The sequence below is a fragment of the Micromonospora jinlongensis genome, assembly GCF_013410645.1.
GTDB classification, from domain to species: domain Bacteria; phylum Actinomycetota; class Actinomycetes; order Mycobacteriales; family Micromonosporaceae; genus Micromonospora; species Micromonospora zamorensis.
Genome location: NZ_JACCHK010000001.1, coordinates 4,894,599 through 4,916,950 on the forward strand (window position 1 = coordinate 4,894,599; position 22,352 = coordinate 4,916,950).

Here is a 22,352-nt window from a genome sequence, read left to right on the forward strand (position 1 = left end):
AGTTCAGCGCTGCCCGGCCAGTCGGCCGGCCTTCAGTTCCAGATACCGCTGCTCGGGCAGGCTCGTGGTGCCGCGTGCCGCGGCCAGGTACGCCTCCCGCGCCGCCTCGGCGTCCCCGGCCATCTCCAACAGGTGCGCCCGGACGGCGGCGAGCCGGTGGTGCCCGGCCGTGCGCTCGTCGGCGATCAACGGTGTGAGCAGGGCGAGCCCGGCCCGTGGCCCGTCCACCATCGCCACCGCCACCGCCTGGTTGAGGGTGATCATCGGGTTCGGCGCGATCCGGGCCAGCAGTCGGTAGAGCGCGACGATCTGCCGCCAGTCCGTCTCCGCAGCTGTCGACGCCTCGGCGTGCACGGCGGCGATCGCCGCCTGGAGCTGGTACGGGCCCGGCGGCGACCAGGTCAACGCCTCGGTGATCAGCGCGATCCCCTCCGCGATGGCGGCCGCGTCCCATCGGGTGCGGTCCTGCTCGGCGAGGGGCACCAGTTCCCCGTCCGGGCCGAGCCGGGCCGCCCGGTGCGCGTCGGTGAGCAGCATGAGTGCCAGCAGTCCGGCCACCTCGCCGTCGTCGGGCAGCAGCCTGCGCAGGACGCGGGCCAGCCGGATCGCCTCGCCGGTCAGCTCGGCCCGGTGCAGGTCCGGGCCACTCGACGCGGTGTACCCCTCGTTGAAGATCAGATAGAGCACCCGGAGCACCGACCGCAGCCGCTCGTCCCGCTCGGCCGGCTCGGGCATGGTGAACCGGGCCCCGGCGGCCTCGATCCGCTGCTTGGCCCGGCGGATCCGTTGACTCATCGTCGCCTCCGGCACCAGGTGCGCCCGGGCGATCTGGGCGGTGCTGAGACCGCCGACCGCGCGCAGGGTGAGCGTCACCTGCGCCGATCCGGTCAGCGCCGGGTGGCAGCAGAGGAACAGCAGCGTGAGGGTGTCGTCCGCGGCCGGGACCGCGGGCTCCGCGTCGGCAGCCGGCACCACCTGGGCGTACGCCGGCTCGCGCAGCGCCACCGCCACCTCGCGGTCCCGGCGAGCGCTCTCGCTGCGCCACTCGTCGGTGAGCCGGCGGGTGGCCACGGTGAGCAGCCAGGCGCGGGGGTTGTCCGGTACGCCCTGCCCGGGCCACTGGGTCGCGGCGGCCAGCAGCGCCTCCTGGACCGCGTCCTCGCACCGGTCGAACTGGCCGTGCCGGCGGACCAGCAGGCCGAGGACCTGCGGCGCGAGGGTGCGCAGCAGATCCTCGACCGTCCGGTCCTCGGTCACATCTCCGTCCCGGCCTGCTCCATCACCGGGCGGACCTCCATCGCGCCGCCGTAACGGACGTCCGGCCAACGGGCCGCGATCTCGGCGGCCCGCTGCGGGCTGTCGCACTCGACGGTCAGGTAACCGGCGAACTGCTCCTTGCTCTCCATGAACGGCCCGTCGACGATCTCGGTGCTGCCGTCGATCTGCCGGACCGTCAACGTCTGCGACGGGTTGGCCAGCGCCTGGCCGTCGACCAGCTCGCCGGTCTCGGTCAGCTCCTTCATGATCTCGTCGACCTCGCCGAAGAGGGCGGTGCGGTCCTGCTCGGTCAGCTCCTCGGTGAAGCCGGGCCGGTTCCAGATCAGCAGCATGTACTTCACGGCGGTGCTCCTCAGCTCTGGTCGCACCCCCGGTCGGGGCGCGGCTCACCGGAGGGTCGGAGCGGACAACCCGTTCCCTACGGCGTACCGAAGAAAATCGCAGATAACTTCGCCGGTGGTGGTCCCACGCCGGTCGGGTCAGCGGCGATCGGGCCGGCCGGGCACCTGTCGGGGCTGCTTACGCCCGCCGCCGACGTCCAACGAGGCGCGGTCGGCGGCCGACGTGCCGGAGGACCAGCCCTCGGCGTCCCGGACGCTGAGCCGGTGCCGGGTCACCCCGGGGAAGAGGGTGTCCAGTCGTTCCCGGACCGCCTCGCCCCGGGCGGCGAGCACCGGCAACAGTCGCTCCGCCCCGGCCGTCTCGGCCGACGCCTGGTCCGCCGCGTCGGTCGCCGCCTCGGTGGCCGCACGCAGCCGCTCGCCGATCCGCAGCGCGAACGCGTTGAGGAAGGACTCGTCCCACACCTTCGTGCGCCGCCCCGATCCCGACCGGCGCTCGGCGCGCCCGCGCAGCATCGCGGCCGTGGCCTGGACCAGCAGCGACGTGTAGAGCAGTTCCACCGCCACCAGATCGGCCGGCCAACCCAGCACGGTGGCGAAGCCGAGATCGTCGGACCAGACCGCCTCGCACCTGTTCGCCGCCGCCACCTCCTGCACCAGCAGCGCCTTCGCCCCCGCGTACGGGGTGTCGGTGCTCAGGCGTACCCCGCCGGGCACGTCGCCGCGCTCCGACCCGGCCGCCAGCAGCGCCTCGTCGATGCTGTGCCGGGCGATCAGCTCCTGCGCCTTACCGGTCAACGCCTCCGCCTCGGCCGGGAAGGTGGTCGACTCGGCCTTCGCCAGCAGCGCCCGGACCCGGTCCAGCATCGGCGACCCGCTGCGCGTCGTGCCCGCCGACCGGGCGGTGAGCGCGCCGGTGGTGCCCGGCGGTGGGCGCAGCACCGCGATCGGCGGCAGGCTCTCCACCAGCGCGAGAGTGTCCACGGCCGCGCGGAGCGCGTCCGCCCGGTCCAGCCCCTCCGCGGCGGTCCAGGTAGCCAGCACGTCATGGCCGTCGTCCCGGACCTCGGCGGTCAACTCGCGTAGCTGGTCGTCCCACCAGGCTGGGATCGGTTCTGCCTGCTCACGCCGTTGGGCGGCCATCGCCTCGCGGACCAGCCGCGCCGCGCGGGCGTCGAGCCGCCGGCTGGTGATCCGGTCCACGTCGACCGGCTGCCAGCCGCGCGGCCAGAGCCGGCCCAGCGCGCGGACCAGGCGACGCAGCAGGGCCGCGTCCACCGCCGTGGTGCCGTCCGCCGCGCCGGTGCCGACCATCAGTTGGTCCAGCTGCCGTTCGGCCTGCCGTACGTCGGTGCCGCGCACCGCCGCGAGTGCGTTGGCGACGAGTTCGTCCGCGTCCGGCACGGGCACCTCCTTCTCGGGCTCTGGTTGCTCGGCTCGGCGTTCGCTGCCCCTTCAGGCTGCATGATCATGCCGCTAGTGGTGCGGGAGTCGTGAAACGGGGATGGCCCGCGGCGGCGGTGACTGGGCATGTTTCGACATGTTCGGGGTAGTTCCGACCTGACCCGAGGTGGATGCGAGGTGTGTGGTGGCCGATTCGAGCCTGCCGAGTGCACGCACCGCCGACGTACGTTCCTCCACGCTCGTCGGCGTCCTGATCGGCATCGCCATCATGGCTGCGGTGGACGAGATCGTCTTCCACCAGTTGCTGGCGTGGCACCACTTCTACGACCGGTCCACCCCCTCGGTGGCGCTGCTCTCCGACGGGCTGCTGCACGCCGCCGAGGTGATCATCCTGGTCGGTGGGTTCTTCTGGTTCGCCGACCTGCGTCGACGACGTGCCCTGTCGACCCGGCTGGCCTGGGGCGGATTCCTGCTCGGCGCCGGAGGGTTCCAGGTCTTCGACGGGGTCGTCGACCACAAGGTGCTCCGGCTGCACCAGATCCGCTACGGCGTACACCTGCTGCCGTACGACGTCGTGTGGATCGCGTCCGGCGCGGTGCTGCTGCTGGCCGGCGCCGCCGTGGTGTGGTGGGCCCGGTCCCGGCGGCCGGGCGACGCCCGCCGATGACGGTGGCCGGGCCGCCCGCGTTCGCGCACGGCGGGCACGTGGCGGAGGGCCCGAGCTGGTTCCCGCTGCTCCCGGTCGTGCTGCTGGCCGTCGGCTACCTGCTGGCAGCCGTACGCGACCCGCGGGGTTGGGACCACCGGCGCACCGCCGCCTGGCTGGTCGGCTGCGCCCTGCTGGCGGTCGCCGTCGGGCCGCTGGGTCAACTCCCCGACGATCCGCGCGGGCACATGGCGCAGCACCTGCTGCTCGGCATGCTGGCCCCGCTTGGGCTGGTGCTCGGCGCCCCGGTGACGTTGCTGCTGCGGCTCGCCCCGCCGCCCGTACGCCGGGTGGTGGGCCGGCTGCTGCGCGCCCGCCCGCTGCACCTGATCGCGCACCCGGTCACCGCCGCGCTGCTCAGCACGGGTGGGCTCGCGCTGGTGCTGCTCACCCCGCTGTACGCGGCGGCCGAACGGCACTCTGCGCTGCACCACGCCCTGCACCTGCACTATGTCGCCGCCGGCTATCTCTTCGCCTGGTCCCTGGCCGGGCCGGACCCGGCGCCGCGTCGCCCCGGCCTGGCGGTACGGGTGGGCGCGCTGCTGGGGGCGGCGGCCGGTCACGCCGTGCTGGCCAAGTACCTGTACGCGAACGCCGAGACCCTGCCGCCCGGCCTCACCGACCCGGACGCGTCGGCGTTCCGCTCCGCCGCCCAACTCATGTACTACGGCGGGGACGTCGCCGAACTGCTTCTCGCCATCGCCCTCTTCGCGAGCTGGTACCGACGTAGGGCCCGCCGTTGTCCGACCCGGGCGCCCGGCTTGATCAGGCCGGTCGCCGCAGAGAAGGCTGCTCCCTGACGCGATCGGTGCTCAACTCGCGGCGCGGGCGTTCAGGGCGGTGACAAGCCGGCTGAGGAACTCGCGGATGCTTTCCTCGCTGTGGTGCGTCTCGGCCTGGTCGTTGAGCGGGCCCGAGTAGCGCAGCGCCTGCTCGAGCGCGTCCAGCGTCTCGGCCCGCCCTCCCGGATAGAGCCCGCCGACCACCCCGTCGGCGACCCGGGCCACCACCGTGTCGTCGAGCGCCCGGTCGAACTGGATCCCGTAGAGGATCCCGTTGACGTGGCCCTTCCAACTGTCCGTGTCCATGCTCGTCCACTCCCCTAGAAGATCTGACTGCCGTCCCAGCCCAGGATCGGGACGTCGCCGAGGCCGTTTCGCTTGAACTCGGCGTCGAGGTTGGCCATGTGGCTCACATCGGGCTGGTAATGACCGCTGCGCGCCGTCGCCTGCTGGACCATACCGTCCTTCACGACCAGCTCGCCCGCCGCTGCGACCGGCTGCCCGTTCCCCAGCGTCGAGTGGTGGAAGTCGCCCACCTTCTGGTAGTTGGAGGCGTACAGGTTGCCGTTCCGGTCCATCACGAAGATCGCTCGACCGTCTCCACTGAAGACTGTCTGGGCGCTCGCGGTGTCGAACGGCTCGCCGTTCTTCGCGCTGCGCAGGACGCCGTTGCTGTCGAAGAACACCCGGTGCTGTTCGAGTTCCTCCGGACTGAGCCGGCGCACGGCCGTCGGGAAGTGCCCTCCCGGCAGGTGCTCGTTGCGGTACTTGTCGAGCATCGGCTGGGTGTGGTTATAGCGGGGCGTCGTGTGCGGACCGGGCACGCCGGGCCGCCCCGGGCCTTTACGCCCTCCGCCCTTGCGGATGAATCGGCGCAGCAGCGTCTTCGCCCGCTTCAGCAGACGCGGAATGATTTCCTTGACGACCCGCTCGACGATCTCCTTGATGATCCGCTGGATCGCCATCCTCGCCAGGCCGATCGAGACGGGGATCTGGGCCAGCGAGGCACCCAGGCTGGGGGCCGCGGCCGCCAGCGCGATCGCCACCTGCACCACGAGGATCACCAGCTGGATGATCACCAGGATCTTCTGCGTCAGGGTGATGATGGCCATCACCAGCAACGCCATGCCGATCAGCTCGGCCGCCTCCGCGCCGTCCTCCATCCGGCGCGGTGCACCCTCCTCGCCGTTCCAGGCCAGCTCGAACGCGCGGACGTCCTCCCCGCGGTTGGTCGCGCCGACCTTCGCCGCGCCCGCCTGCGCCTCACCAACCGCCGTACGCAGCCGACCGGCGAACGCGAACCACATCTGCGACGCTTCGAACAACAACTCCTCGTCGGCCATCGGCCAGGTGAAACCGACCCAGCCCAGAGCCTCGGCCAGCTCAGGAGGTAGCTGCATACCCATGAGGCAGCTCCATCCTGGTGAAGAGCTCGGCGTTCGCGGTGTCGGTCGCCTCGTGCGCGTCGGCCCCCTGATCGAGGTTCGCGGCGGCCTCCAACAACTGGTCGGCCATCGACCGGTACACGTCCAGCGCGTGCGTCAGTACCTCAACGTAGACGGCGCCGAAGAGAGAGCCCGCCTCGTCGGCGCCCCACGGATTACCCGCCCCGTTCACCGTCGACTCAAGACCGCTGACCTCCGCCCCGAGTTGCTGGCCGGTGGCCGCGAGCGAATCCGCTGCGGCACGGAGAGCGTCGAGGTCGACCTCAATCCCGTCAGGCATCGACTCAGCGTCGATCCATCCGACGGGTCACCGCGTCGAGGTCGCCGATCATCCGCTGGAACCCGCGGAACGCGTCCTCGGAGACCCGTTCGAGCTGCTCGGTCAGGGCCGCGCCGTCGGCACCAGCCGCCGCGGTCAGCTCGGCACGTCGGGCGCGCTCATCGGCCTGGGCCGCCTGGACCGCCTCCAGGACGTACTCGGCGATCGCGCTGGTGCCAGCGCGGGACAGGCTCGGGTCGATCACGAGGCTGCGCAGGCCACCGAATGCGGAAACCTCCGCCTCAACGAGGCCGTCACCGCCGACGCCCCGCCCCACCATCTGCTCGGCGGTCGGTACGGCCCGATCGTCGTCGGCGTCCGGCCGCGCCGAGGTGGTGGCTGTGGCCTGGCTCAGCAGGCGCATCGCCTCTTCGAGCGACCGGCTCAGGCCGGACGGATCGATCGCACTCGCCATGTTCGTCCCCCTGCGATTCGCGGTCCTTTCCCCTCGGGAGGCGACAGTACCAACGCGGCCACCACGTTCGCGGCCCCGAATGTCCCGTGTGGACGGCGCAGATGAGGGGCTTCACTGCCACCCGGTGAGGATCTCCTCGACCGGCAGGACGTCCCGTTCCGGGTCCGGCGCGGGGGCCGGTCGGGCAGTCGGCGTCCGGTCGAAGCGTGGCGCTGGCGCCGGCTGGATCTCACCACCGACCTCGACGAACGTGCCCCGGGCGGCGTTGTGCGGATGCTGGTGCGCCTCACCAGGGGCGAGCACCGGCGCGACGCAGGCATCCAGGTCGGCGAAGACCGCCGTCCACTCGTCCCGGGTTCGCTCGGCGAACCGCTCGGTGAACCGTCGCCGCAGCTCGTCCCAGCCGCTCGGGTCGTACTGCGCGGGCAGATCCGGGTCGTCGGCGAGGTCGAGGCCCGCGAGCAGTACGGCGTAGAAGGCCGGTTCCATCGCGCCGACGGCCATGAAGCCGCCGTCCGAGGTGACGTACGTGTCGTAGAACGGCGCACCGCCGTCGAACATGTTGCGCCCGCGCGGCGCCGCCCACAGGCCGGTGCCCAGCAGCCCGTGCAGAAACGACGTGAGCAGCGCCGATCCGTCCACCATCGCCGCGTCGACCACCTGGCCGACACCGGAGCGTTCCCGTTCCAGCAGCGCCGCCAGCACGCCGACGGCGAGCAGCATGCCGCCTCCGCCGAAGTCGCCGAGCAGGTTCATCGGCGCGTACGGGCGCTCGCCCGCGCGTCCCAGCGGCTCCAACGCCCCGGCGACAGCGATGTAGTCGATGTCGTGCCCGGCGCGGGCTGCCAGCGGGCCGTCCTGACCCCAGCCGGTCATCCGCGCGTACACCAGCCTGGGGTTGCGGGCCTGGCACACCTCCGGGCCGAAGCCGAGCCGCTCGGCGACCCCCGGCCGGTACGCCTCGACCAGCACGTCCGCCCGCTCGGCCAGGCGCAGGAGGCCCGCCACGCCGGCCGGGGACTTCAGGTCCAGCGTGGTGATCCGCCGGCCGCGCTGCAACGGGCCGCCGGTCGGCGCTGCCAGGCGTCCCGCACCCGGAGCACCCGGCCGGTCCACCCGCACGACGTCCGCGCCGAGGTCCGCGAGCACCATGCACCCGAACGGCGCCGGGGCGAGGCTCGCCAGTTCGACGATCCGCACCCCGGCGAGCGGCCCGCCGCGCGTCGAGCCGCCCGTTGCGGTGCCTAGGTCTTCGGCCGCGGCCGGTCCGCCGGGGTTCGGCCAGGAGGCCGTCACGCGACGCCGGCCGGTTCGGCGGGACGGGCGGCCAGCCGGTCGACCAGGTCGGCGGGGGGTGTGAACCGGTCGCCGTAGCGGTCGGCCAGTTCGGCGGCGCGGGCAGCGAAGCCGGCCGGGCCGCCCGCGTACTGCCGGACGTAGCGGATCACCCCTCCGGTCCAGGCCGGGAAGCCGATGCCGAAGATCGAGCCGATGTTGGCGTCGGTCTCGGTCCGCAGCACGCCCTCGTCGAGGCAGCGCAGCGCGTCCAGTGCCTCGGCGAAGAGCATCCGCTCCTGGAGGTCGGTGAAGGGCACCGCCCGACCAGCGTCGGTGGCCAGGTCGGCAAGGCCGGACCACAGCCGACCGCGGGTGCCGTCGTCGTAGGAGTAGAAGCCGCGCCCGGCGGCACGTCCCGGCCGCTCGTACGCGTCGACCAGCTCGTCGACGAGCCGGTGCGCCGGCAGCGGCAGGAACTCCTCGCTGGCCGCCTCGAACTGGCGGCGGATCCGCTGGATCAGCGTGAGGCTGACCTCGTCGGCCAGCGCGAGCGGCCCGGTCGGGTAGCCGGCCTGAAGGGCGGCCTGCTCCACCGAGGCGGCGGGAACACCCTCGGCGACCATGCCGACCGCCTCGTCGATGAATCGGCCGATCACCCGGCTGGTGAAGAAGCCCCGGCCGTCGTTGACCACGATCGGGGTCTTGCCGATCCGCCGACCCAGGTCGAACGCCCGCGCCAGCGCGGCGTCACCGGTCTGTTCACCGACCACGATCTCCAGTAGCGGCATCCGGTCCACCGGGGAGAAGAAGTGCATGCCGATGAAGTCGGCCGGGCGGTCCACACCGGCGGCGAGCCCGGTGATCGGCAGGGTGGAGGTGTTGGAGGCGATCAGCGCGTCGGGTGCCAGCACCGGCAGCACCTCGGCGAACACGGCCTTCTTCAGCGCCGGGTCCTCGAAGACCGCCTCGATGACGGCGTCGCATCCAGCGAGGGCGTCCACCTGGTCGGTGGTGGTGATCCGGTCCAGCACCGCGCGGGCGTCCGCCTCCGTGGCGCGACCCTTGCGCACCTTGCGGGCCAGCAACCGTTCGGCGTGCTCCCGCGCCCGCCCGGCGGCCTCCGCCGTGACGTCCCTGACCACCACGTCGATACCGGCACTGGCGCAGACGTACGCGATGCCCGCCCCCATCATGCCGGCGCCGAGCACCGCCACCCGCCGCACCGGCGGAACGTCGACGGACGGTCGGGCGGCACCACCGTTGACGGCCTTCAGATCGAAGAAGAAGGCCCCGATCATGTTCTTGGCGACCTGCCCGGTGAGCAGGCCGATCAGGTGCCGGGTCTCCACGGTCAGGGCGGTCTCCAGGTCGACCTGTGCGCCTTCGACGGCGGTGGCCAGGATCGCCTCGGGCGCGGGCAGCCGGGCACCCTTGAGCTGCTTGCGCAGGGTGGCCGGGAAGGCGGGCAGCTGGGCGGCCAGCGAACGGCTCGCCGGGATGCCACCGGGCATCCGATAGTCCGGTCGGTCCCACGGCTGCCTGGGACGCGGGTTCGCGGCGATCCAGGCCCGCGCGCGGTCCAGCAGTTCCGTCGGCGTGGCGACCACCTCGTCCACGATGCCGGCGGCCAGGGCATCGGTCGGGCGCATCCGCCGGCCGGTGAGCAGCACTGTGGTCAGCGCACCCGCCAGGCCGAGCATCCGTACCGTCCGGGTGACCCCGCCGGCCCCGGGCAGCAGACCCAGGGTCACCTCGGGCAGCCCGAGCCGGCTGCCGGGAGCGCCCAGCGCGATTCGGTGGTGGCAGGCGAGCGCGATCTCCAGCCCGCCGCCGAGCGCGGAGCCGTTGACGGCCGCGACCACCGGCCGGCCCAGTGTCTCCAGGCGGCGCAGGTCCCGTTTGATGGTGCCGAGCAGCTCCGCCAGCGCGGGCGCGTCCTCGCGGGTGGCCCGGATCATCTCGGGCAGGTCACCGCCGGCGAAGAACGTCGACTTCGCGCTGGTCACGATGACGCCGGTCACGTCGTCGCGTTCGGCCTCCAGCCGGTCGAGCACCGCGCTCATCGAGGCTGCATACGCCCGGTTCATGGTGTTGGCGGACTGGTCGGGGTCGTCCAGAGTGAGCGTGACGATGCCGTCGGCGCCGCGGTCGTACCGGATGGTGGTGGTCATGGTCGTCCTCTGGGTCAGCAGCGCTCGAGAACGGTGGCGACGCCCATGCCGCCACCGATGCAGAGGGTCACCACGGCGCGGCGCAGGTCGCGGCGCTCCAACTCGTCCAACGCGGTGCCGAGCAGCATCGCTCCGGTCGCGCCGAGCGGATGGCCGAGAGCGATCGCGCCGCCGTTGACGTTCACCCGGTCCGGGTCGAGACCCAGGTCGCGGACGTACTTGAGCACCACCGCGGCGAACGCCTCGTTGATCTCGAACAGGTCGATGTCGTCGAGGGTCAGGCCGGCGACGGCGAGCGCCTTGTGGGTGGCCGGGATCGGGCCGGTCAACATCAGCGTCGGGTCCGCGCCGGTGACCGCCGCGCCGGCGATCCGGGCGCGCGGGGTGAGGCCGAGATCCCGACCCACCTGCTCCGAACCGATCAGCACCAGCGCCGCGCCGTCCACGATGCCGGACGAGTTGCCGGCGTGGTGGACGTGCTCGATGGCCTCCAGCCAGTGGAACTTCTGCAACGCCACCGCGTCGAAGCCCGCCGCCTCACCCATCGTGGCGAAGGACGGGGTGAGCCGGGCAAGCGCCTCCCGGGTGGTCTCCGGGCGCGGGTGCTCGTCGACGGTGAGGATGTCCAGCCCGTTGCCGTCGCGGACCGGCACCACCGAGCGGGCGAAGTACCCGCCGGCCATCGCCTTGGCGGCCCGCTCCTGCGACCGCAGCGCGTAGCCGTCCACGTCGTCGCGGGTGAAGCCCTCCAGGGTCGCGATCAGGTCGGCGCTGACCCCCTGCGGCACGAACGACGTGGCCAGGGCGGTCTGCGGGTCGGTGGCCCAGGCCGCGCCGTCGGAGCCCATCGGCACCCGGGACATCGACTCCACCCCGCCGGCGAGCAGCAGGTGCTCCCAGCCGGAGCGGATCCGCGCGGCGGCGGAGTTGACCGCCTCCAGCCCGGAGGCGCAGAACCGGTTGAGCTGCACCCCACCCACCTCGTCGGGCAGCCCGGCCAGCAGGGCGGCAGCCCGTGCCAGGTCGCCGCCCTGCTCGCCGACCGGAGTCACGATGCCCAGCAGCAGATCCTCCAGCCGACCGACGTCCAGGCCGGGATTGCGCTCACGCAACGCGTCGATCAGGCCGACCACCAGGGAGATCGGCTTGACCCCGTGCAGCGCGCCGGTGTCCCGGCCGCGTCCGCGCGGGGTGCGGACCGCGTCATAGACGTACGCCTCAGAGGGCACGGGCGATCAGCTCCTTCATGATCTCGTTGGTGCCGCCGTAGATCTTCTGAACGCGGGCGTCGGCGTACATCCGGGCGATCGGGTACTCCGTCGTGTAGCCGTAGCCGCCGAACAGTTGCAGGCACCGGTCGATGACCTCGCACTGCCCGTCGGTGAGCCAGGACTTCGCCATCGCCGCGGTCGCCACGTCCAGGTCGTCGTGGCTGTGCCGGACGATGCAGTCGTCCAGGAAGACCCGGCTGACCCGGGTGCGCGTGGCGCACTCGGCGAGCACCATCCGGGTGTTCTGGTGGCCCATCAGGGTCTTGCCGAAGGCGGTGCGCTCCTTGGCGTACGCGACGGTCAGCGCGACGGCCCGTTCCATGGCCGCGACCGCGCCGACGCCGATCACCAGCCGTTCCTGCGGGAGTTGCTGCATGAGCTGGATGAAGCCCAGCCCTTCGGCGCCGCCGAGCAGGTTGGCCGCCGGTACCCGGAACTCGTCGAAGAACAGCTCGGCGGTGTCGTTGGCGTGCAGCCCGATCTTGGACAGCAGCCGGCCCCGGCGGAAGCCCTCGGGGTCGCCGGTCACCTCGCAGACCAGCAACGAGACGCCGGCCGCCCGCTGCTCGGGGTCGGTCTTCACGGCCACGATGATCAGATCGGCCAGACCGCCGTTGGTGATGAACGTCTTCGCTCCGGTGACCAGGTAGTCGTCACCGTCGCGGACGGCCCGGGTGCGCATCGCCTGGAGATCGGAGCCGCCGTCCGGCTCGGTCATCGCGATCGCGCCGACCAGCTCACCGCTGCACAGGCCGGGCAGCCAGCGCCGCTTCTGCTCCTCGCTGCCGTAGGCGACCAGGTAACCGGTGACGATGCCACTGTGGACGGCCAGCCCGAGGCTGCTCTCCCCGGTGTACGCCTGCTCGTGCAGCAGTACGGCCTCGTGGGTGAACCCACCGCCACCGCCGCCGTACTCCTCCGGGACGGACAGGCCGAGCAGCCCCAGCTCACCGGCGCGCCGGTAGTGCTCACGGTCCGGGTGGCCCTGCTCCTGAAGACGCTCGGCGTGCGGCAGGACCTCCTTGGTGAAGAAGGTGCGGGCCAGGTCGGCCAGGTCGTCGTGCTCCGGCTCGCGCCAGGGCGAGGGGGAACCGTCGAGTGGGGGCGTCGGCATGTGCACCACCCTCGCGCGCTGTTGGCGGCATGTCAATAAGTCGAGATCCATGGGCGGGCGCGGGTTGATCGACTCGGATTTCTGAAAGGCGGGCTTTCCTCGGCGCGGGACAGCCCGAGTTCAAGGAAACCGAGTTGATCAAGTGCTGACCTGTGGGCTGCCGATAGGGTCGGGCAGATGAGTGTCGAGACCGCACCGCGCCGCCGCCGTTTGGAGCCGGACGCCCGGCGCGGCCAGATCCTGGCCTGTGCGGTCCGGCTGTTCGGCGAACGCCCGTACGCGGACGTGTCGACCACCGACGTCGCCCGCGAGGCGGGTGTCGCTCGCGGCCTGGTCAACCACTACTTCGGTGCCAAGAAGGACCTCTACCTGGAGGTCGTCCGGGTCATGGTGACCATCCCGGAGGTCGCCGTGGAGCGCCTGCCCAAGGGGGACCTGCGGACCCGGGTCGACGCCAGCGTCACCTGGTTCCTCGACGTGGTGTCCCGGCACAGCACCTCCTGGCTCGCCGCCGTCACCGCCCGGGGGATGGGCGGCGACGCCGATGTCGAGCGGGTGCTCGCCGAGGCCGAGGAGGTCGCCGCGGACCGGATGCTCGTCGCCGTCGGGCTGGCGGGCCAGGCCGCGCACCACGAGGAGCTTCGTGGCATGGTGCGGGCGTACTGCGGGTTGGCGACGTCGACCGCCCGGGAGTGGCTACAGCGTGGCGCGCTGACCCGCACCCAGGTGCACCTGCTGCTCACCACCACCCTGCTGACCATCGTCGAACAGGTCATCCCGCAGGTCATCGCCGATGACGGTCCGACCCGGCCGGCGGTGCCTTCCGACTAGGACCTGACACGGGTGGGTGACGCAGGCCATGGAAGCGATGGCGCGGGTGAAATAGGCATACGAGCTATGGTTATTTCACCGATCCAGGGGTACGCCAGAGCTTGCGGCACCTGGTTCGTCACATCACCGAGGGGGACGCATGAACCCATCCGCCCTGTCCTACGAGGTTTTCGTCTCGGACGGTCCGGTTCGAGCGGGGAACCAGCGCATGCCGGACGGCTCGCGGATCCACTGGAACCCGATCTCGTCCACGTTGATCTTCGGGGCCGAGGAGGCGCTCCTCGTGGATCCCCCGTTCACTCACGAGCAGATCGCGAAGGTGGGTGACTGGATCGCGCAGTCGGGCAAACGGCTGACGTACATCTACGCCACCCACGGGCACGGCGACCACTGGTTCGGCGCCGGGGAGCTGGTCAAGCGCTTCCCCGGAGCCGTCACCTACGCGACGCCCGGCACCATCGACGTCATGCACCAGCAGGCCACCGTCGGGCGGAGTCAGCTGTTCGACCAGGTCTTCCCTGGCCTGATTCCGGAAACGCCGGTCGACGCCGTGCCCGTGCCGGCCGAAGGATTCCTGCTCGAGGGCAACCTCGTCCAGCCGGTCGAGACCGGGCACACCGACACCGACCAGACGACAGTTCTGCATGTCCCGTCGATCGGCCTCGTGGTGGCCGGTGACGTCGTCTACAACGGGGTTCATCAGTACATCGTGGAGACAGTCGACGGTGGCCTGCGGGAATGGCTCAAGGCTCTCGACCGCGTCGAGGCGCTCGCGCCCCGCGCAGTCGTCGCCGGCCACAAGAACCGGGACCGCCCGGACGACCCGGCCAGCATCGATCAGACCCGGAACTACCTGCTGAACGTGGAGCGGCTGCTGGCCGAGAAGCCGACCGCCCGAGAGTTCTTCGATGAGATGGTGCGGCTCTACCCAGACTGGGTGAATCCGGGACCGGCCTGGTACGGGGCGCTCGCCCTGCTCGGTGAGTGAGCTCATGGTGCCCTCGGTTCCCGACCGCGCGGCAGGTGTGGTGGTCGCGCCGTGGATCGCCACCGCCAGATACGACCTGGACCAGGCTCCAGGCGGCCTGGGGCTCGTCCAGGATCTGCTCAACACGATCTCGGCTGGCGTGCCACGGCAGGCGGACCTCCTTGACGACCTCACCAGTGCTACGGAGTGGGCACAGCAGGCCGTCGCCCAGTGGTCGACGGCCACCGGCCGGCCGGCACCCGACGTGACGCTTGACGCTGCGGGACTCCGAGCGCTGCGGATCTTCCGCGAGGAACTGCGGGACGAGATCGACGCCAGACTCAACGTCCCGGCTGAACCTGGGCAACCCGCCACCGGGGCGTCCGGCCGTGTCCCGACTGGGTCTCGGACCAGCGGTGCCACCCTCCGACTCGATCGGAACGGATCCGTCCACCTCGACCCCGCCGGAGTCGGGGCCGACCTTCTGATCTCGCTCGTTCTCGCCGCGCTGTTCGAGGCGCAACTCGCCGACCTCGGGCGGCGGATCAAGACCTGCCGCAACCCTCGCTGCCGGGTGGCGTTCTACGACCGCTCGCGCAACAACAGCGGGGTGTGGCACTCCGTGCGCGTCTGCGGGCACCCGACCAACCTGCGCGCCCACCGCGCACGCCAGCGGCAAGCGGATTGACCTGGCCGGTCAGGCGGCGCGGCGTTTGTCGGCCCGGCCGCTGCGCGTGGGTCGGCCGGTACGCGCTGCCGGGGCGGCGTAACGGTCGGCGGCCTGCGCCGGGTACGACTCGGCGCGGACCACCCGCAACGGCCGGTCGACCTCGTCGGTGCCGAACCGCCAGCGCGACGGCGTCGGTTGCCGCTGCGGTGCGGGCCCACCGGGGCGCAGACCGGGCCGGGACAGCAGCACGGTGATCAGATAGCCGACCACCAGGAAGCCGTGGCTGACCAGTCGCTCGCCGCCCACCGAGCCGGTGGCCAGGTCGTTGACCGACAGCAGCAGCAAGGTGCCGACGAACGCGCTGAGCATCGGCAGCAGCCCGGCCGGCGGGCTGCGACGCACCGCCACGAAGAGGAAGCCGGCGCCCACCGCCACGTTCCAGGCGGCTGACTCGTGCCACAGGTGCTGACCGGTGGGGTGCAGGTGATCGCCGGTGGCGCCCCGGCCCACCTGGGCCAGCCCGAGCACCAGCTGCACCGCGCCGAGCAGCCCGAGCGCCGCTCGCAGCCCGGCGACCAGCTTGCCGCGCCCGAACGCCGCTCGCAGCCCGGCGACCGACCGACCGCGCGCGACCAACCCACCTCGCCGCCACCACGGCCGGCGGGCCGGGGCCGCCGCGATGGCGGCCAGAATCGCCTCGGTCCGGTCGGGCACGTCGGTGACCAGACGGGTACGAACCCGACGGGTCACCGCGGCCGCCGCCGTGAACCAGGCCCGACAATCGGCACACCCGTCGAGGTGCCCCTGCACCGCCGTCAGTTCGGCGGCGGTCTCCTCCCCGTCCAACTGCGCGGACAGGACCTCCCGCCACTGCTCACACCCCATGTACCGGTAGTCGCTCCGGGGGCCGCTCCGGTTCCCGGTGACCGGGGCCTGTTGTGGAATACTCGCCCGATCATGACGCGTTACGGCCTGTTGATCCTGCCCGCCACCAACCGGGTGTACGCCCGCTCCGCCATCGACCTCACCCGGGCCGAGCTGGAGATCTTCGGCCTTTCGGCCCTCGACGGCCAGATCGGCGAGTTGGACACCGAGGTGGTCGGTGGGGCCTCCTACGTCACCTTCACCGGTGACGGGTTGACCGAGCGGGACCTGACCGTCCTGGGCAACCTCTCCGCCGGGTACGCGCTGTTCGAGATCGTCGGTGAGCTGCTGCGCCCGATCGAGTGGAGCCGGCTGGACCGCTACGACGACGACCTGCTCACCATCCAGAAGTACCCGGGCAAGACCAACGAGCAGTTCACCAAGCTGCTGCTCAACGTCACCCTGCTGGCCTCGGACTGGGCCACCGAGATGACCAGCCGGCGGTTCCGGGTGCTCGACCCGCTCTGCGGCCGGGGCACCACCCTCAACCAGGCGCTGATGTACGGCTTCGACGCCGCCGGGGTGGAGCGCGACCAGAAGGACGTCGAGGCGTACCGGGCGTTCATCACCACCTGGTTGAAGCAGAAGCGGGTCAAGCACCGGGTGCTGGAGTCCGGGCCGGTGCGGCGGGAGCGCAAGGTGGTCGGCCGGCGGGTGCGGATCGAGCTGGCTCCGACCCGCGAGGAGCACAAGGCCGGTCAGACCCAACTGCTGGACGTGGTCAACGCCGATACCGCCCGCTCCGCGGAGTTCTTCCGCCCGGAGACCGTCGACCTGGTCGTCGCCGACGCGCCGTACGGCGTGCAGCACGGCAGCCGTACGGCCGAGAAGGGCCTGACCCGTGATCCGCTGGCCTTGCTCGCGGACGCCGCGCCGGTCTGGGCGCGGTTGCTGCGTCCCGGCGGTGCGCTCGGTATCTCCTGGAACACCCACGTCGCCAGCCGCGAGGACGCGGCGGCGGCGTTGGCCGACGCCGGCCTGACCGTTGTCGACGCCGAGCCCTACCGCGCGCTGCGGCACCGGGTCGACCAGTCGATCATGCGCGACGTGCTGGTGGCCCGCCGCCCGGCCTGACCCGGCCCGCCGCCCGGCCTGAACGGCCTCGCCCCGCCCGCGCCATGCGCCACCCATCCGGGTCGCGCATGGTCTCTCTCGTATGTCCTTTGCTCTGCACCCGCGGAGGCGACACTCACGCTCTGTAGCTGGTGCCTCCGCAGGTGCAGAGCAAAGGGGGCGGACAACTGGTCTTGACCTCGCGGGCCGTCGAGGGCCTGTGCCGCATTTCACCTGTTCAGTGGGCGGGTGTGAAAACCACGTCAAGAAAAGGTTCGGCTCCGTCATGGTCGCGTTATGACCCCTGCCGGCCGGTGGGTGGTGGGGCTTTGATTGCCCGGCGCGACCGGAAGGCGGTCGCGACGAACCTTTCCGGTATGAGGAGTCAGCGTGTCTGACGTGGTGTTCGTGGTCCTGACGGTGGTGCTGTTCGTAGTGCTCGCCCTGGTGGTCCGGGCGGTGGAGAAGCTGTGAACGCGGTCAACGCCGTCGGTCTGGTGCTCGCGATCGTCCTGGGCGCGTTCCTGGTGTTCGCCCTGCTGTTTCCGGAGCGCTTCTGATGACCATGACAACAGCGGGCGTCATCTTCATCGTGACGCTGGTGGCGGCCCTCGTCGCCGTCTACAAGCCGTTCGGTGACTACATGTTCCGGGCGGTCGCCGGCACGAAGCAGTCCCGGGTCGAGCGGGGCATCTTCCGGCTGGTCGGGGTCAACCCGGCCGCCGAGCAGACCTGGGGGGTGTACGCCCGCAGCGTGCTGGCGTTCTCCGCGGTCTCGATCCTGTTCCTGTACCTGTTCCAGCGGGTGCAGAACCACCTGTGGTTGTCCCTGGGCTTCGACCCGGTGGTGCCGCACGGCGCGTGGAACACGGCCGTGTCCTTCGTGACCAACACCAACTGGCAGTCGTACTCGGGTGAGTCGACGATGGGCCACCTTGTCCAGATGGCCGGCCTCGCGGTGCAGAACTTCGTCTCGGCGGCGGTCGGCATCGCGGTGGCTGTCGCGCTGGTCCGCGGTTTCGCCCGCAGCCGGACCGGCCAGGTCGGCAACTTCTGGGTCGACCTGACCCGGATCACGCTGCGGATCCTGCTGCCGATCGCCGTGCTCGGCGCCATCGCGCTGATGATCGGCGGGGTGGTGCAGAACCTCTCCGGCGGCACCGACGTGAGCACGCTGACCGGCGGCACCCAGACCATCACCGGTGGTCCGGTCGCCAGCCAGGAAGTGATCAAGGAGCTGGGCACCAACGGCGGTGGCTTCTACAACGTCAACAGCGCCCACCCGTTCGAGAACCCCACCAGCTGGACGAACTGGCTGGAGATCTTCCTGATCTTCCTGATCCCGTTCAGCCTGCCCCGGGTCTTCGGCCGGATGGTCGGGCAGAACCGGCAGGGCTACGCCATCGCCGCGGTGATGGGCATCCTGGCGGTCGCCAGCGTCGCCATCACCAACATCTTCGAGCTGACTGGCCACGGCACGGTGCCGCAGGCGGTCGGCGCGGCCCTGGAGGGCAAGGAGGTGCGGTTCGACGTCTCGAACTCGGCCACCTTCGCCGCCGCCACGACGCTGACGTCGACCGGTGCGGTGAACTCGTTCCACGACTCGTTCACCTCGCTCGGCGGCATGATGACGATGGTCAACATGATGCTCGGCGAGGTCGCGCCGGGCGGCACCGGTTCCGGGCTGTACGGCCTGCTCATCCTCGCGGTGATCACGGTCTTCGTGGCGGGCCTGATGGTGGGCCGTACCCCGGAGTACCTGGGCAAGAAGATCGGCTCGCGGGAGATCAAGTTCGCCTCGCTCTATTTCCTGATCACGCCGATCCTGGTGTTGACCGGTACGGCGGCCGCGTTCGCCACCGGCAACAACTCCACGGCGCTCAACGTCGGCCCGCACGGCCTCTCCGAGGTGCTGTACGCGTTCACCTCGGCCAGCAACAACAACGGCTCCGCGTTCGGCGGCATCACTGTCAACACCACCTGGTGGGACACCGCGCTCGGGTTGTGCATGCTGCTGGGCCGGTTCCTGCCGATCATCTTCGTGCTCGCGTTGGCCGGCTCGCTGGCCCGCCAGGCACCCACCCCCGCGTCCGAGGGCACCCTGCCGACCCACCGACCGCTGTTCATCGGCATGGTCGTCGGCGTCACCGTGGTTCTCGTCGCGCTGACCTTCCTGCCCGCGTTGGCGCTCGGCCCGCTGGCAGAGGGGCTCTGACCATCATGAGGAACGAGGACATGTCCGTCACGTCCGCCCCAACAGAGCAACTCCCCGGCACGCCCGCCACCCAGGGCAACCGGATCGGCGGGGGCCTGCTCGACCCCAAGCAGCTCATCCGGTCCCTCCCGGACGCGGTACGCAAGCTCAACCCGACCACGCTGTGGCGCAACCCGGTGATGCTGATCGTGGAGGTCGGTGCGGCCTTCACCACCGTCCTGGCGGTGACCGACCCGTCGGTGTTCGCCTGGGCGATCACCGTCTGGCTCTGGCTGACCGTGGTGTTCGCCAACCTGGCCGAGGCGGTCGCCGAGGGCCGGGGCAAGGCCCAGGCCGCCGCATTGCGGCAGGCCAAGCAGGACACCATCGCCACCCGGTTGATCGACTGGAAGCCCGGCGCGCGGGCCAACACCTACCGCGACGAGGCGGTGCCCGCGCCCGAGCTGCGTCAGGGCGACATCGTGCTCGTCGAGGCGGGTGGCATCATCCCCGGCGACGGCGACATCGTCGAGGGCATCGCCAGCGTCGACGAGTCAGCCATCACCGGCGAGTCGGCCCCGGTCATCCGGGAGTCCGGTGGTGACCGCAGCGCGGTCACCGGTGGCACCAAGGTGCTCTCCGACCGGATCATCGTGAAGATCACCCAGAAGCCGGGGGAGAGCTTCATCGACCGGATGATCGCCCTGGTCGAGGGCGCCAACCGGCAGAAGACGCCGAACGAGATCGCGCTGAACATCCTGCTCGCCGCGCTCACGGTCATCTTCCTGCTGGCCGTGGTCACCCTTCAGCCGCTGGCGATCTTCTCCAAGGCGTACCAGGCGGCCGCGCCGGACAGCGGGGCGATCACCGGTTCCGGTGTCACCGGGGTTGTGCTGGTCTCGCTGCTGGTCTGCCTGATCCCCACCACCATCGGCGCGCTGCTCTCCGCCATCGGCATCGCCGGCATGGACCGGCTTGTCCAGCGCAACGTCCTGGCCATGAGCGGCCGGGCCGTCGAGGCGGCCGGTGACGTCAACACCCTGCTGCTGGACAAGACCGGCACCATCACGCTGGGCAACCGGCAGGCCGCCGAGTTCGTCCCGGTCGAGGGGGTCGACGCCGCGACGGTGGCCGACGCCGCGCAGCTGTCCAGCCTGGCCGACGAGACCCCGGAGGGGCGCTCGGTGGTCGTACTGGCGAAGAACGAGTTCGGGCTGCGCGAGCGGGAGCCCGGCGTGATGCCGCACGCCACGTTCGTACCGTTCACCGCGCAGACCCGGATGAGCGGCGTCGACCTGACCCCGGACGCCAGCGTGGACGCTGGCGCGGTGGGCACGGCCCGCCGGGTCCGCAAGGGTGCCGCCGCCGCGGTGATGAAGTGGGTACGGGAGAACGGCGGCCACCCGACCGAACAGGTCGGCGAGATCGTGGACGCGATCAGCGGCACCGGCGGCACCCCGCTGGTGGTCGCCGAGCACGTCGACGGTGAGCCCGCCCGCGCCCTCGGCGTCATCCACCTCAAGGACGTCGTCAAGTCCGGCATGCGCGAGCGGTTCGACGAGATGCGCCGGATGGGCATCCGGACTGTGATGATCACCGGTGACAACCCGCGCACCGCGAAGGCCATCGCCGACGAGGCCGGGGTGGACGACTTCCTGGCCGAGGCCACACCGGAGGACAAGCTCGCGCTGATCAAGCGGGAGCAGGAGGGCGGCCGGCTGGTCGCGATGACCGGTGACGGCACCAACGACGCGCCGGCGCTCGCCCAGGCCGACGTCGGGGTGGCGATGAACACCGGTACGTCGGCCGCCAAGGAGGCCGGCAACATGGTCGACCTCGACTCCGACCCGACCAAACTGATCGAGATCGTGGAGATCGGCAAGCAGCTGCTGATCACCCGTGGCGCGCTGACCACGTTCAGCATCGCCAACGACATCGCGAAGTACTTCGCGATCATCCCGGCCATGTTCGCCGGCCTCTACCCGAGCCTGGACGCGCTGAACATCATGCGGCTGTCCAGCCCGGAGTCGGCGATCCTGTCCGCGGTCATCTTCAACGCCCTGGTGATCATCGCGCTGATCCCGCTCGCCCTGCGGGGCGTGCGGTACCGGCCGGCCGCCGCGTCGAAGCTGCTCAGCCGCAACCTGCTGGCCTACGGGCTGGGCGGCATCATCGTGCCGTTCATCGGGATCAAACTCATCGACCTGCTCATCCAGTTCATCCCGGGGATTTCGTGATGCGCCTACCGACCTGGATCGCCCAACACCTCGCCGCCCTGCGCGCCGTACTCGTCTTCACGGTGCTGCTCGGCCTGGTCTACCCGCTGGCCCTGGTGGCGCTCGGCCAGCTGCCCGGCCTCAACCACAAGGCCGACGGCTCGCTGATCGTGTCCGGCGGCACGACCGTCGGCAGCGCGCTGGTCGGCCAGTCCTTCACCGACGCGGACGGCAACCCGATCGCCCGCTACTTCCAGTCCCGTCCTTCCGCCGCTGGCGACGGCTACGACCCGACGTCCACCTCGGCCAGCAACCTGGGCCCGGAGAGCGTGGTCGACACCATCGCCACCGACCCGGAGGAGTCCAGCGAGAGCCTGCTCACCCAGGTGTGCGGGCGCAGCAAGTCCGTCGGCGAGATCGACGGCGTCGACGGCAGGCGCCCCTACTGCACGGACGACGGGGTGGGCGCCGTGCTCGCCGTCTTCCGCGCCGACGGTCTGACCGGCCCGGTCACCCGGGTGGTGAGCGTCAACCAGGCCGCCCCGGCCACTCCGTTCGTCACCGAGTACGAGGGTGTCGCGGTGGAGCCGGCCCAGCCCGGCGAGGACTACGTGGCCGCCGGCGGGGTGGTCACCCCGATCCGCGGCGACGCGCCCGCCGAGCCGGCAGTGCCCGCCGACGCGGTCACCGCCAGCGGCAGCGGTCTCGACCCGCAGATCAGCCCGGCGTACGCCGAGTTGCAGGTGAACCGGGTCGCGCGCGAGCGCGGCGCGGACCCGGCGGCGGTCCGCAAGCTGGTCAAGGAGCACACCGACGGGCGCGGGCTCGGCTTCATGGGCGCGCCGGGGGTCAACGTGCTGGAGCTCAACCTCGCCCTCGACAAGCAGTTCCCCGCACGCTGAGCACGCCCCGCAGGCGGGGCCGTGTCCACCGGGCGCGGCCCCGCCCGCCGATCTGACCAGGGAGGATGGTC

At 71.5% G+C, this 22,352-nt stretch carries 22 protein-coding genes; 10 read left to right on the forward strand and 12 right to left on the reverse strand.

Features of this window, described 5'->3' with window-relative positions:
- Positions 1-3: 3 nt before the first annotated feature.
- The 3 genes from HNR22_RS21895 to HNR22_RS21905 all read right to left on the reverse strand — a co-directional run bounded on the left by HNR22_RS21895 (position 4) and on the right by HNR22_RS21905 (position 3,023).
- A complete protein-coding gene (locus HNR22_RS21895) occupies positions 4-1,257 on the reverse strand; it encodes a DUF6596 domain-containing protein (RefSeq protein ID WP_179781906.1) in 1,254 nt (417 codons plus the stop codon).
- Positions 1,254-1,610, reverse strand: a complete 357-nt coding sequence (locus tag HNR22_RS21900) for a YciI family protein (protein ID WP_218908175.1) — start codon at positions 1,608-1,610, stop codon at positions 1,254-1,256. The genes HNR22_RS21895 and HNR22_RS21900 overlap by 4 nt, the downstream gene beginning before the upstream one ends.
- A 147-nt stretch (positions 1,611-1,757) precedes the next feature.
- Entirely contained in the window at positions 1,758-3,023 is a 1,266-nt protein-coding gene (locus tag HNR22_RS21905; protein ID WP_179781908.1) for a DUF2786 domain-containing protein, read from the reverse strand.
- Positions 3,024-3,207: 184 nt separating this feature from the next.
- Between HNR22_RS21905 and HNR22_RS21910 the strand changes: the two genes are divergently transcribed.
- Positions 3,208-3,690: a DUF2243 domain-containing protein gene (locus HNR22_RS21910; RefSeq protein ID WP_179781909.1), complete on the forward strand. Its 483-nt coding sequence runs from the start codon at positions 3,208-3,210 to the stop codon at positions 3,688-3,690.
- Positions 3,687-4,529 carry a cytochrome c oxidase assembly protein gene (locus tag HNR22_RS21915; RefSeq protein ID WP_179781910.1) on the forward strand — a complete coding sequence of 281 codons (843 nt, stop codon included), beginning with the start codon at positions 3,687-3,689 and terminating at the stop codon, positions 4,527-4,529. Before HNR22_RS21910 ends, HNR22_RS21915 begins: the two co-directional genes overlap by 4 nt.
- Before the next feature lie 12 nt (positions 4,530-4,541).
- Here HNR22_RS21915 and HNR22_RS21920 read toward each other — a convergent pair whose 3' ends face one another.
- The 8 genes from HNR22_RS21920 to HNR22_RS21955 all read right to left on the reverse strand — a co-directional run bounded on the left by HNR22_RS21920 (position 4,542) and on the right by HNR22_RS21955 (position 12,524).
- On the reverse strand, positions 4,542-4,817 hold the full coding sequence (locus tag HNR22_RS21920) for a hypothetical protein (protein WP_179781911.1): 276 nt from the start codon (positions 4,815-4,817) through the stop codon (positions 4,542-4,544).
- A 14-nt stretch (positions 4,818-4,831) separates the two neighbouring features.
- Positions 4,832-5,917 carry a WXG100-like domain-containing protein gene (locus tag HNR22_RS21925; RefSeq protein WP_179781912.1) on the reverse strand — a complete coding sequence of 362 codons (1,086 nt, stop codon included), beginning with the start codon at positions 5,915-5,917 and terminating at the stop codon, positions 4,832-4,834.
- Entirely contained in the window at positions 5,895-6,236 is a 342-nt protein-coding gene (locus HNR22_RS21930) for a WXG100 family type VII secretion target (RefSeq protein ID WP_088951283.1), read from the reverse strand. Before HNR22_RS21930 ends, HNR22_RS21925 begins: the two co-directional genes overlap by 23 nt.
- 4 nt (positions 6,237-6,240) lie before the next feature.
- Complete coding sequence (locus HNR22_RS21935) at positions 6,241-6,690, reverse strand: YbaB/EbfC family nucleoid-associated protein (protein ID WP_179781913.1); 450 nt, start codon at positions 6,688-6,690, stop codon at positions 6,241-6,243.
- A 111-nt stretch (positions 6,691-6,801) separates the two neighbouring features.
- Positions 6,802-7,890, reverse strand: coding sequence for a CaiB/BaiF CoA transferase family protein (locus HNR22_RS21940; protein ID WP_343059914.1), 1,089 nt, complete (start codon positions 7,888-7,890; stop codon positions 6,802-6,804).
- A 92-nt stretch (positions 7,891-7,982) separates the two neighbouring features.
- Positions 7,983-10,139, reverse strand: coding sequence for a 3-hydroxyacyl-CoA dehydrogenase NAD-binding domain-containing protein (locus HNR22_RS21945; RefSeq protein WP_179781915.1), 2,157 nt, complete (start codon positions 10,137-10,139; stop codon positions 7,983-7,985).
- Positions 10,140-10,153: 14 nt separating this feature from the next.
- Positions 10,154-11,368: an acetyl-CoA C-acetyltransferase gene (locus HNR22_RS21950; RefSeq protein ID WP_179781916.1), complete on the reverse strand. Its 1,215-nt coding sequence runs from the start codon at positions 11,366-11,368 to the stop codon at positions 10,154-10,156.
- On the reverse strand, positions 11,358-12,524 hold the full coding sequence (locus tag HNR22_RS21955) for an acyl-CoA dehydrogenase family protein (RefSeq protein ID WP_179781917.1): 1,167 nt from the start codon (positions 12,522-12,524) through the stop codon (positions 11,358-11,360). Before HNR22_RS21955 ends, HNR22_RS21950 begins: the two co-directional genes overlap by 11 nt.
- 177 nt (positions 12,525-12,701) lie before the next feature.
- Here HNR22_RS21955 and HNR22_RS21960 point away from each other — a divergent pair, with 177 nt between their 5' ends.
- From HNR22_RS21960 to HNR22_RS21970, 3 genes are all read left to right on the forward strand, one after another.
- Positions 12,702-13,355: a TetR/AcrR family transcriptional regulator gene (locus HNR22_RS21960; protein WP_179781918.1), complete on the forward strand. Its 654-nt coding sequence runs from the start codon at positions 12,702-12,704 to the stop codon at positions 13,353-13,355.
- A gap of 139 nt (positions 13,356-13,494) precedes the next feature.
- Positions 13,495-14,343: an MBL fold metallo-hydrolase gene (locus tag HNR22_RS21965; RefSeq protein ID WP_179781919.1), complete on the forward strand. Its 849-nt coding sequence runs from the start codon at positions 13,495-13,497 to the stop codon at positions 14,341-14,343.
- A complete protein-coding gene (locus HNR22_RS21970; RefSeq protein WP_343059915.1) occupies positions 14,336-15,010 on the forward strand; it encodes a CGNR zinc finger domain-containing protein in 675 nt (224 codons plus the stop codon). Before HNR22_RS21965 ends, HNR22_RS21970 begins: the two co-directional genes overlap by 8 nt.
- 9 nt (positions 15,011-15,019) lie before the next feature.
- On the opposite strand, the gene HNR22_RS21975 is transcribed toward HNR22_RS21970, so the two are convergent.
- Positions 15,020-15,877 (reverse strand): zf-HC2 domain-containing protein, encoded by an 858-nt coding sequence (locus tag HNR22_RS21975; RefSeq protein ID WP_179781920.1) that lies wholly within the window; start codon positions 15,875-15,877, stop codon positions 15,020-15,022.
- A gap of 72 nt (positions 15,878-15,949) precedes the next feature.
- On the opposite strand from HNR22_RS21975, the gene HNR22_RS21980 reads away from it, so the two are divergent.
- The 5 genes from HNR22_RS21980 (at position 15,950) to HNR22_RS22000 (ending at position 22,281) form a co-directional block, all read left to right on the forward strand.
- Positions 15,950-16,990: a TRM11 family SAM-dependent methyltransferase gene (locus HNR22_RS21980; RefSeq protein ID WP_179781921.1), complete on the forward strand. Its 1,041-nt coding sequence runs from the start codon at positions 15,950-15,952 to the stop codon at positions 16,988-16,990.
- A gap of 449 nt (positions 16,991-17,439) precedes the next feature.
- Positions 17,440-17,529 carry a K(+)-transporting ATPase subunit F gene (gene kdpF / locus HNR22_RS21985; protein ID WP_036390805.1) on the forward strand — a complete coding sequence of 30 codons (90 nt, stop codon included), beginning with the start codon at positions 17,440-17,442 and terminating at the stop codon, positions 17,527-17,529.
- On the forward strand, positions 17,529-19,184 hold the full coding sequence (gene kdpA / locus HNR22_RS21990; protein WP_179781922.1) for a potassium-transporting ATPase subunit KdpA: 1,656 nt from the start codon (positions 17,529-17,531) through the stop codon (positions 19,182-19,184). Before kdpF ends, kdpA begins: the two co-directional genes overlap by 1 nt.
- Before the next feature lie 20 nt (positions 19,185-19,204).
- A complete protein-coding gene (gene kdpB / locus HNR22_RS21995; RefSeq protein WP_179781923.1) occupies positions 19,205-21,400 on the forward strand; it encodes a potassium-transporting ATPase subunit KdpB in 2,196 nt (731 codons plus the stop codon).
- Positions 21,400-22,281, forward strand: a complete 882-nt coding sequence (locus HNR22_RS22000; RefSeq protein ID WP_179781924.1) for a potassium-transporting ATPase subunit C — start codon at positions 21,400-21,402, stop codon at positions 22,279-22,281. The genes kdpB and HNR22_RS22000 overlap by 1 nt, the downstream gene beginning before the upstream one ends.
- The last annotated feature ends 71 nt before the right edge of the window (positions 22,282-22,352 follow it).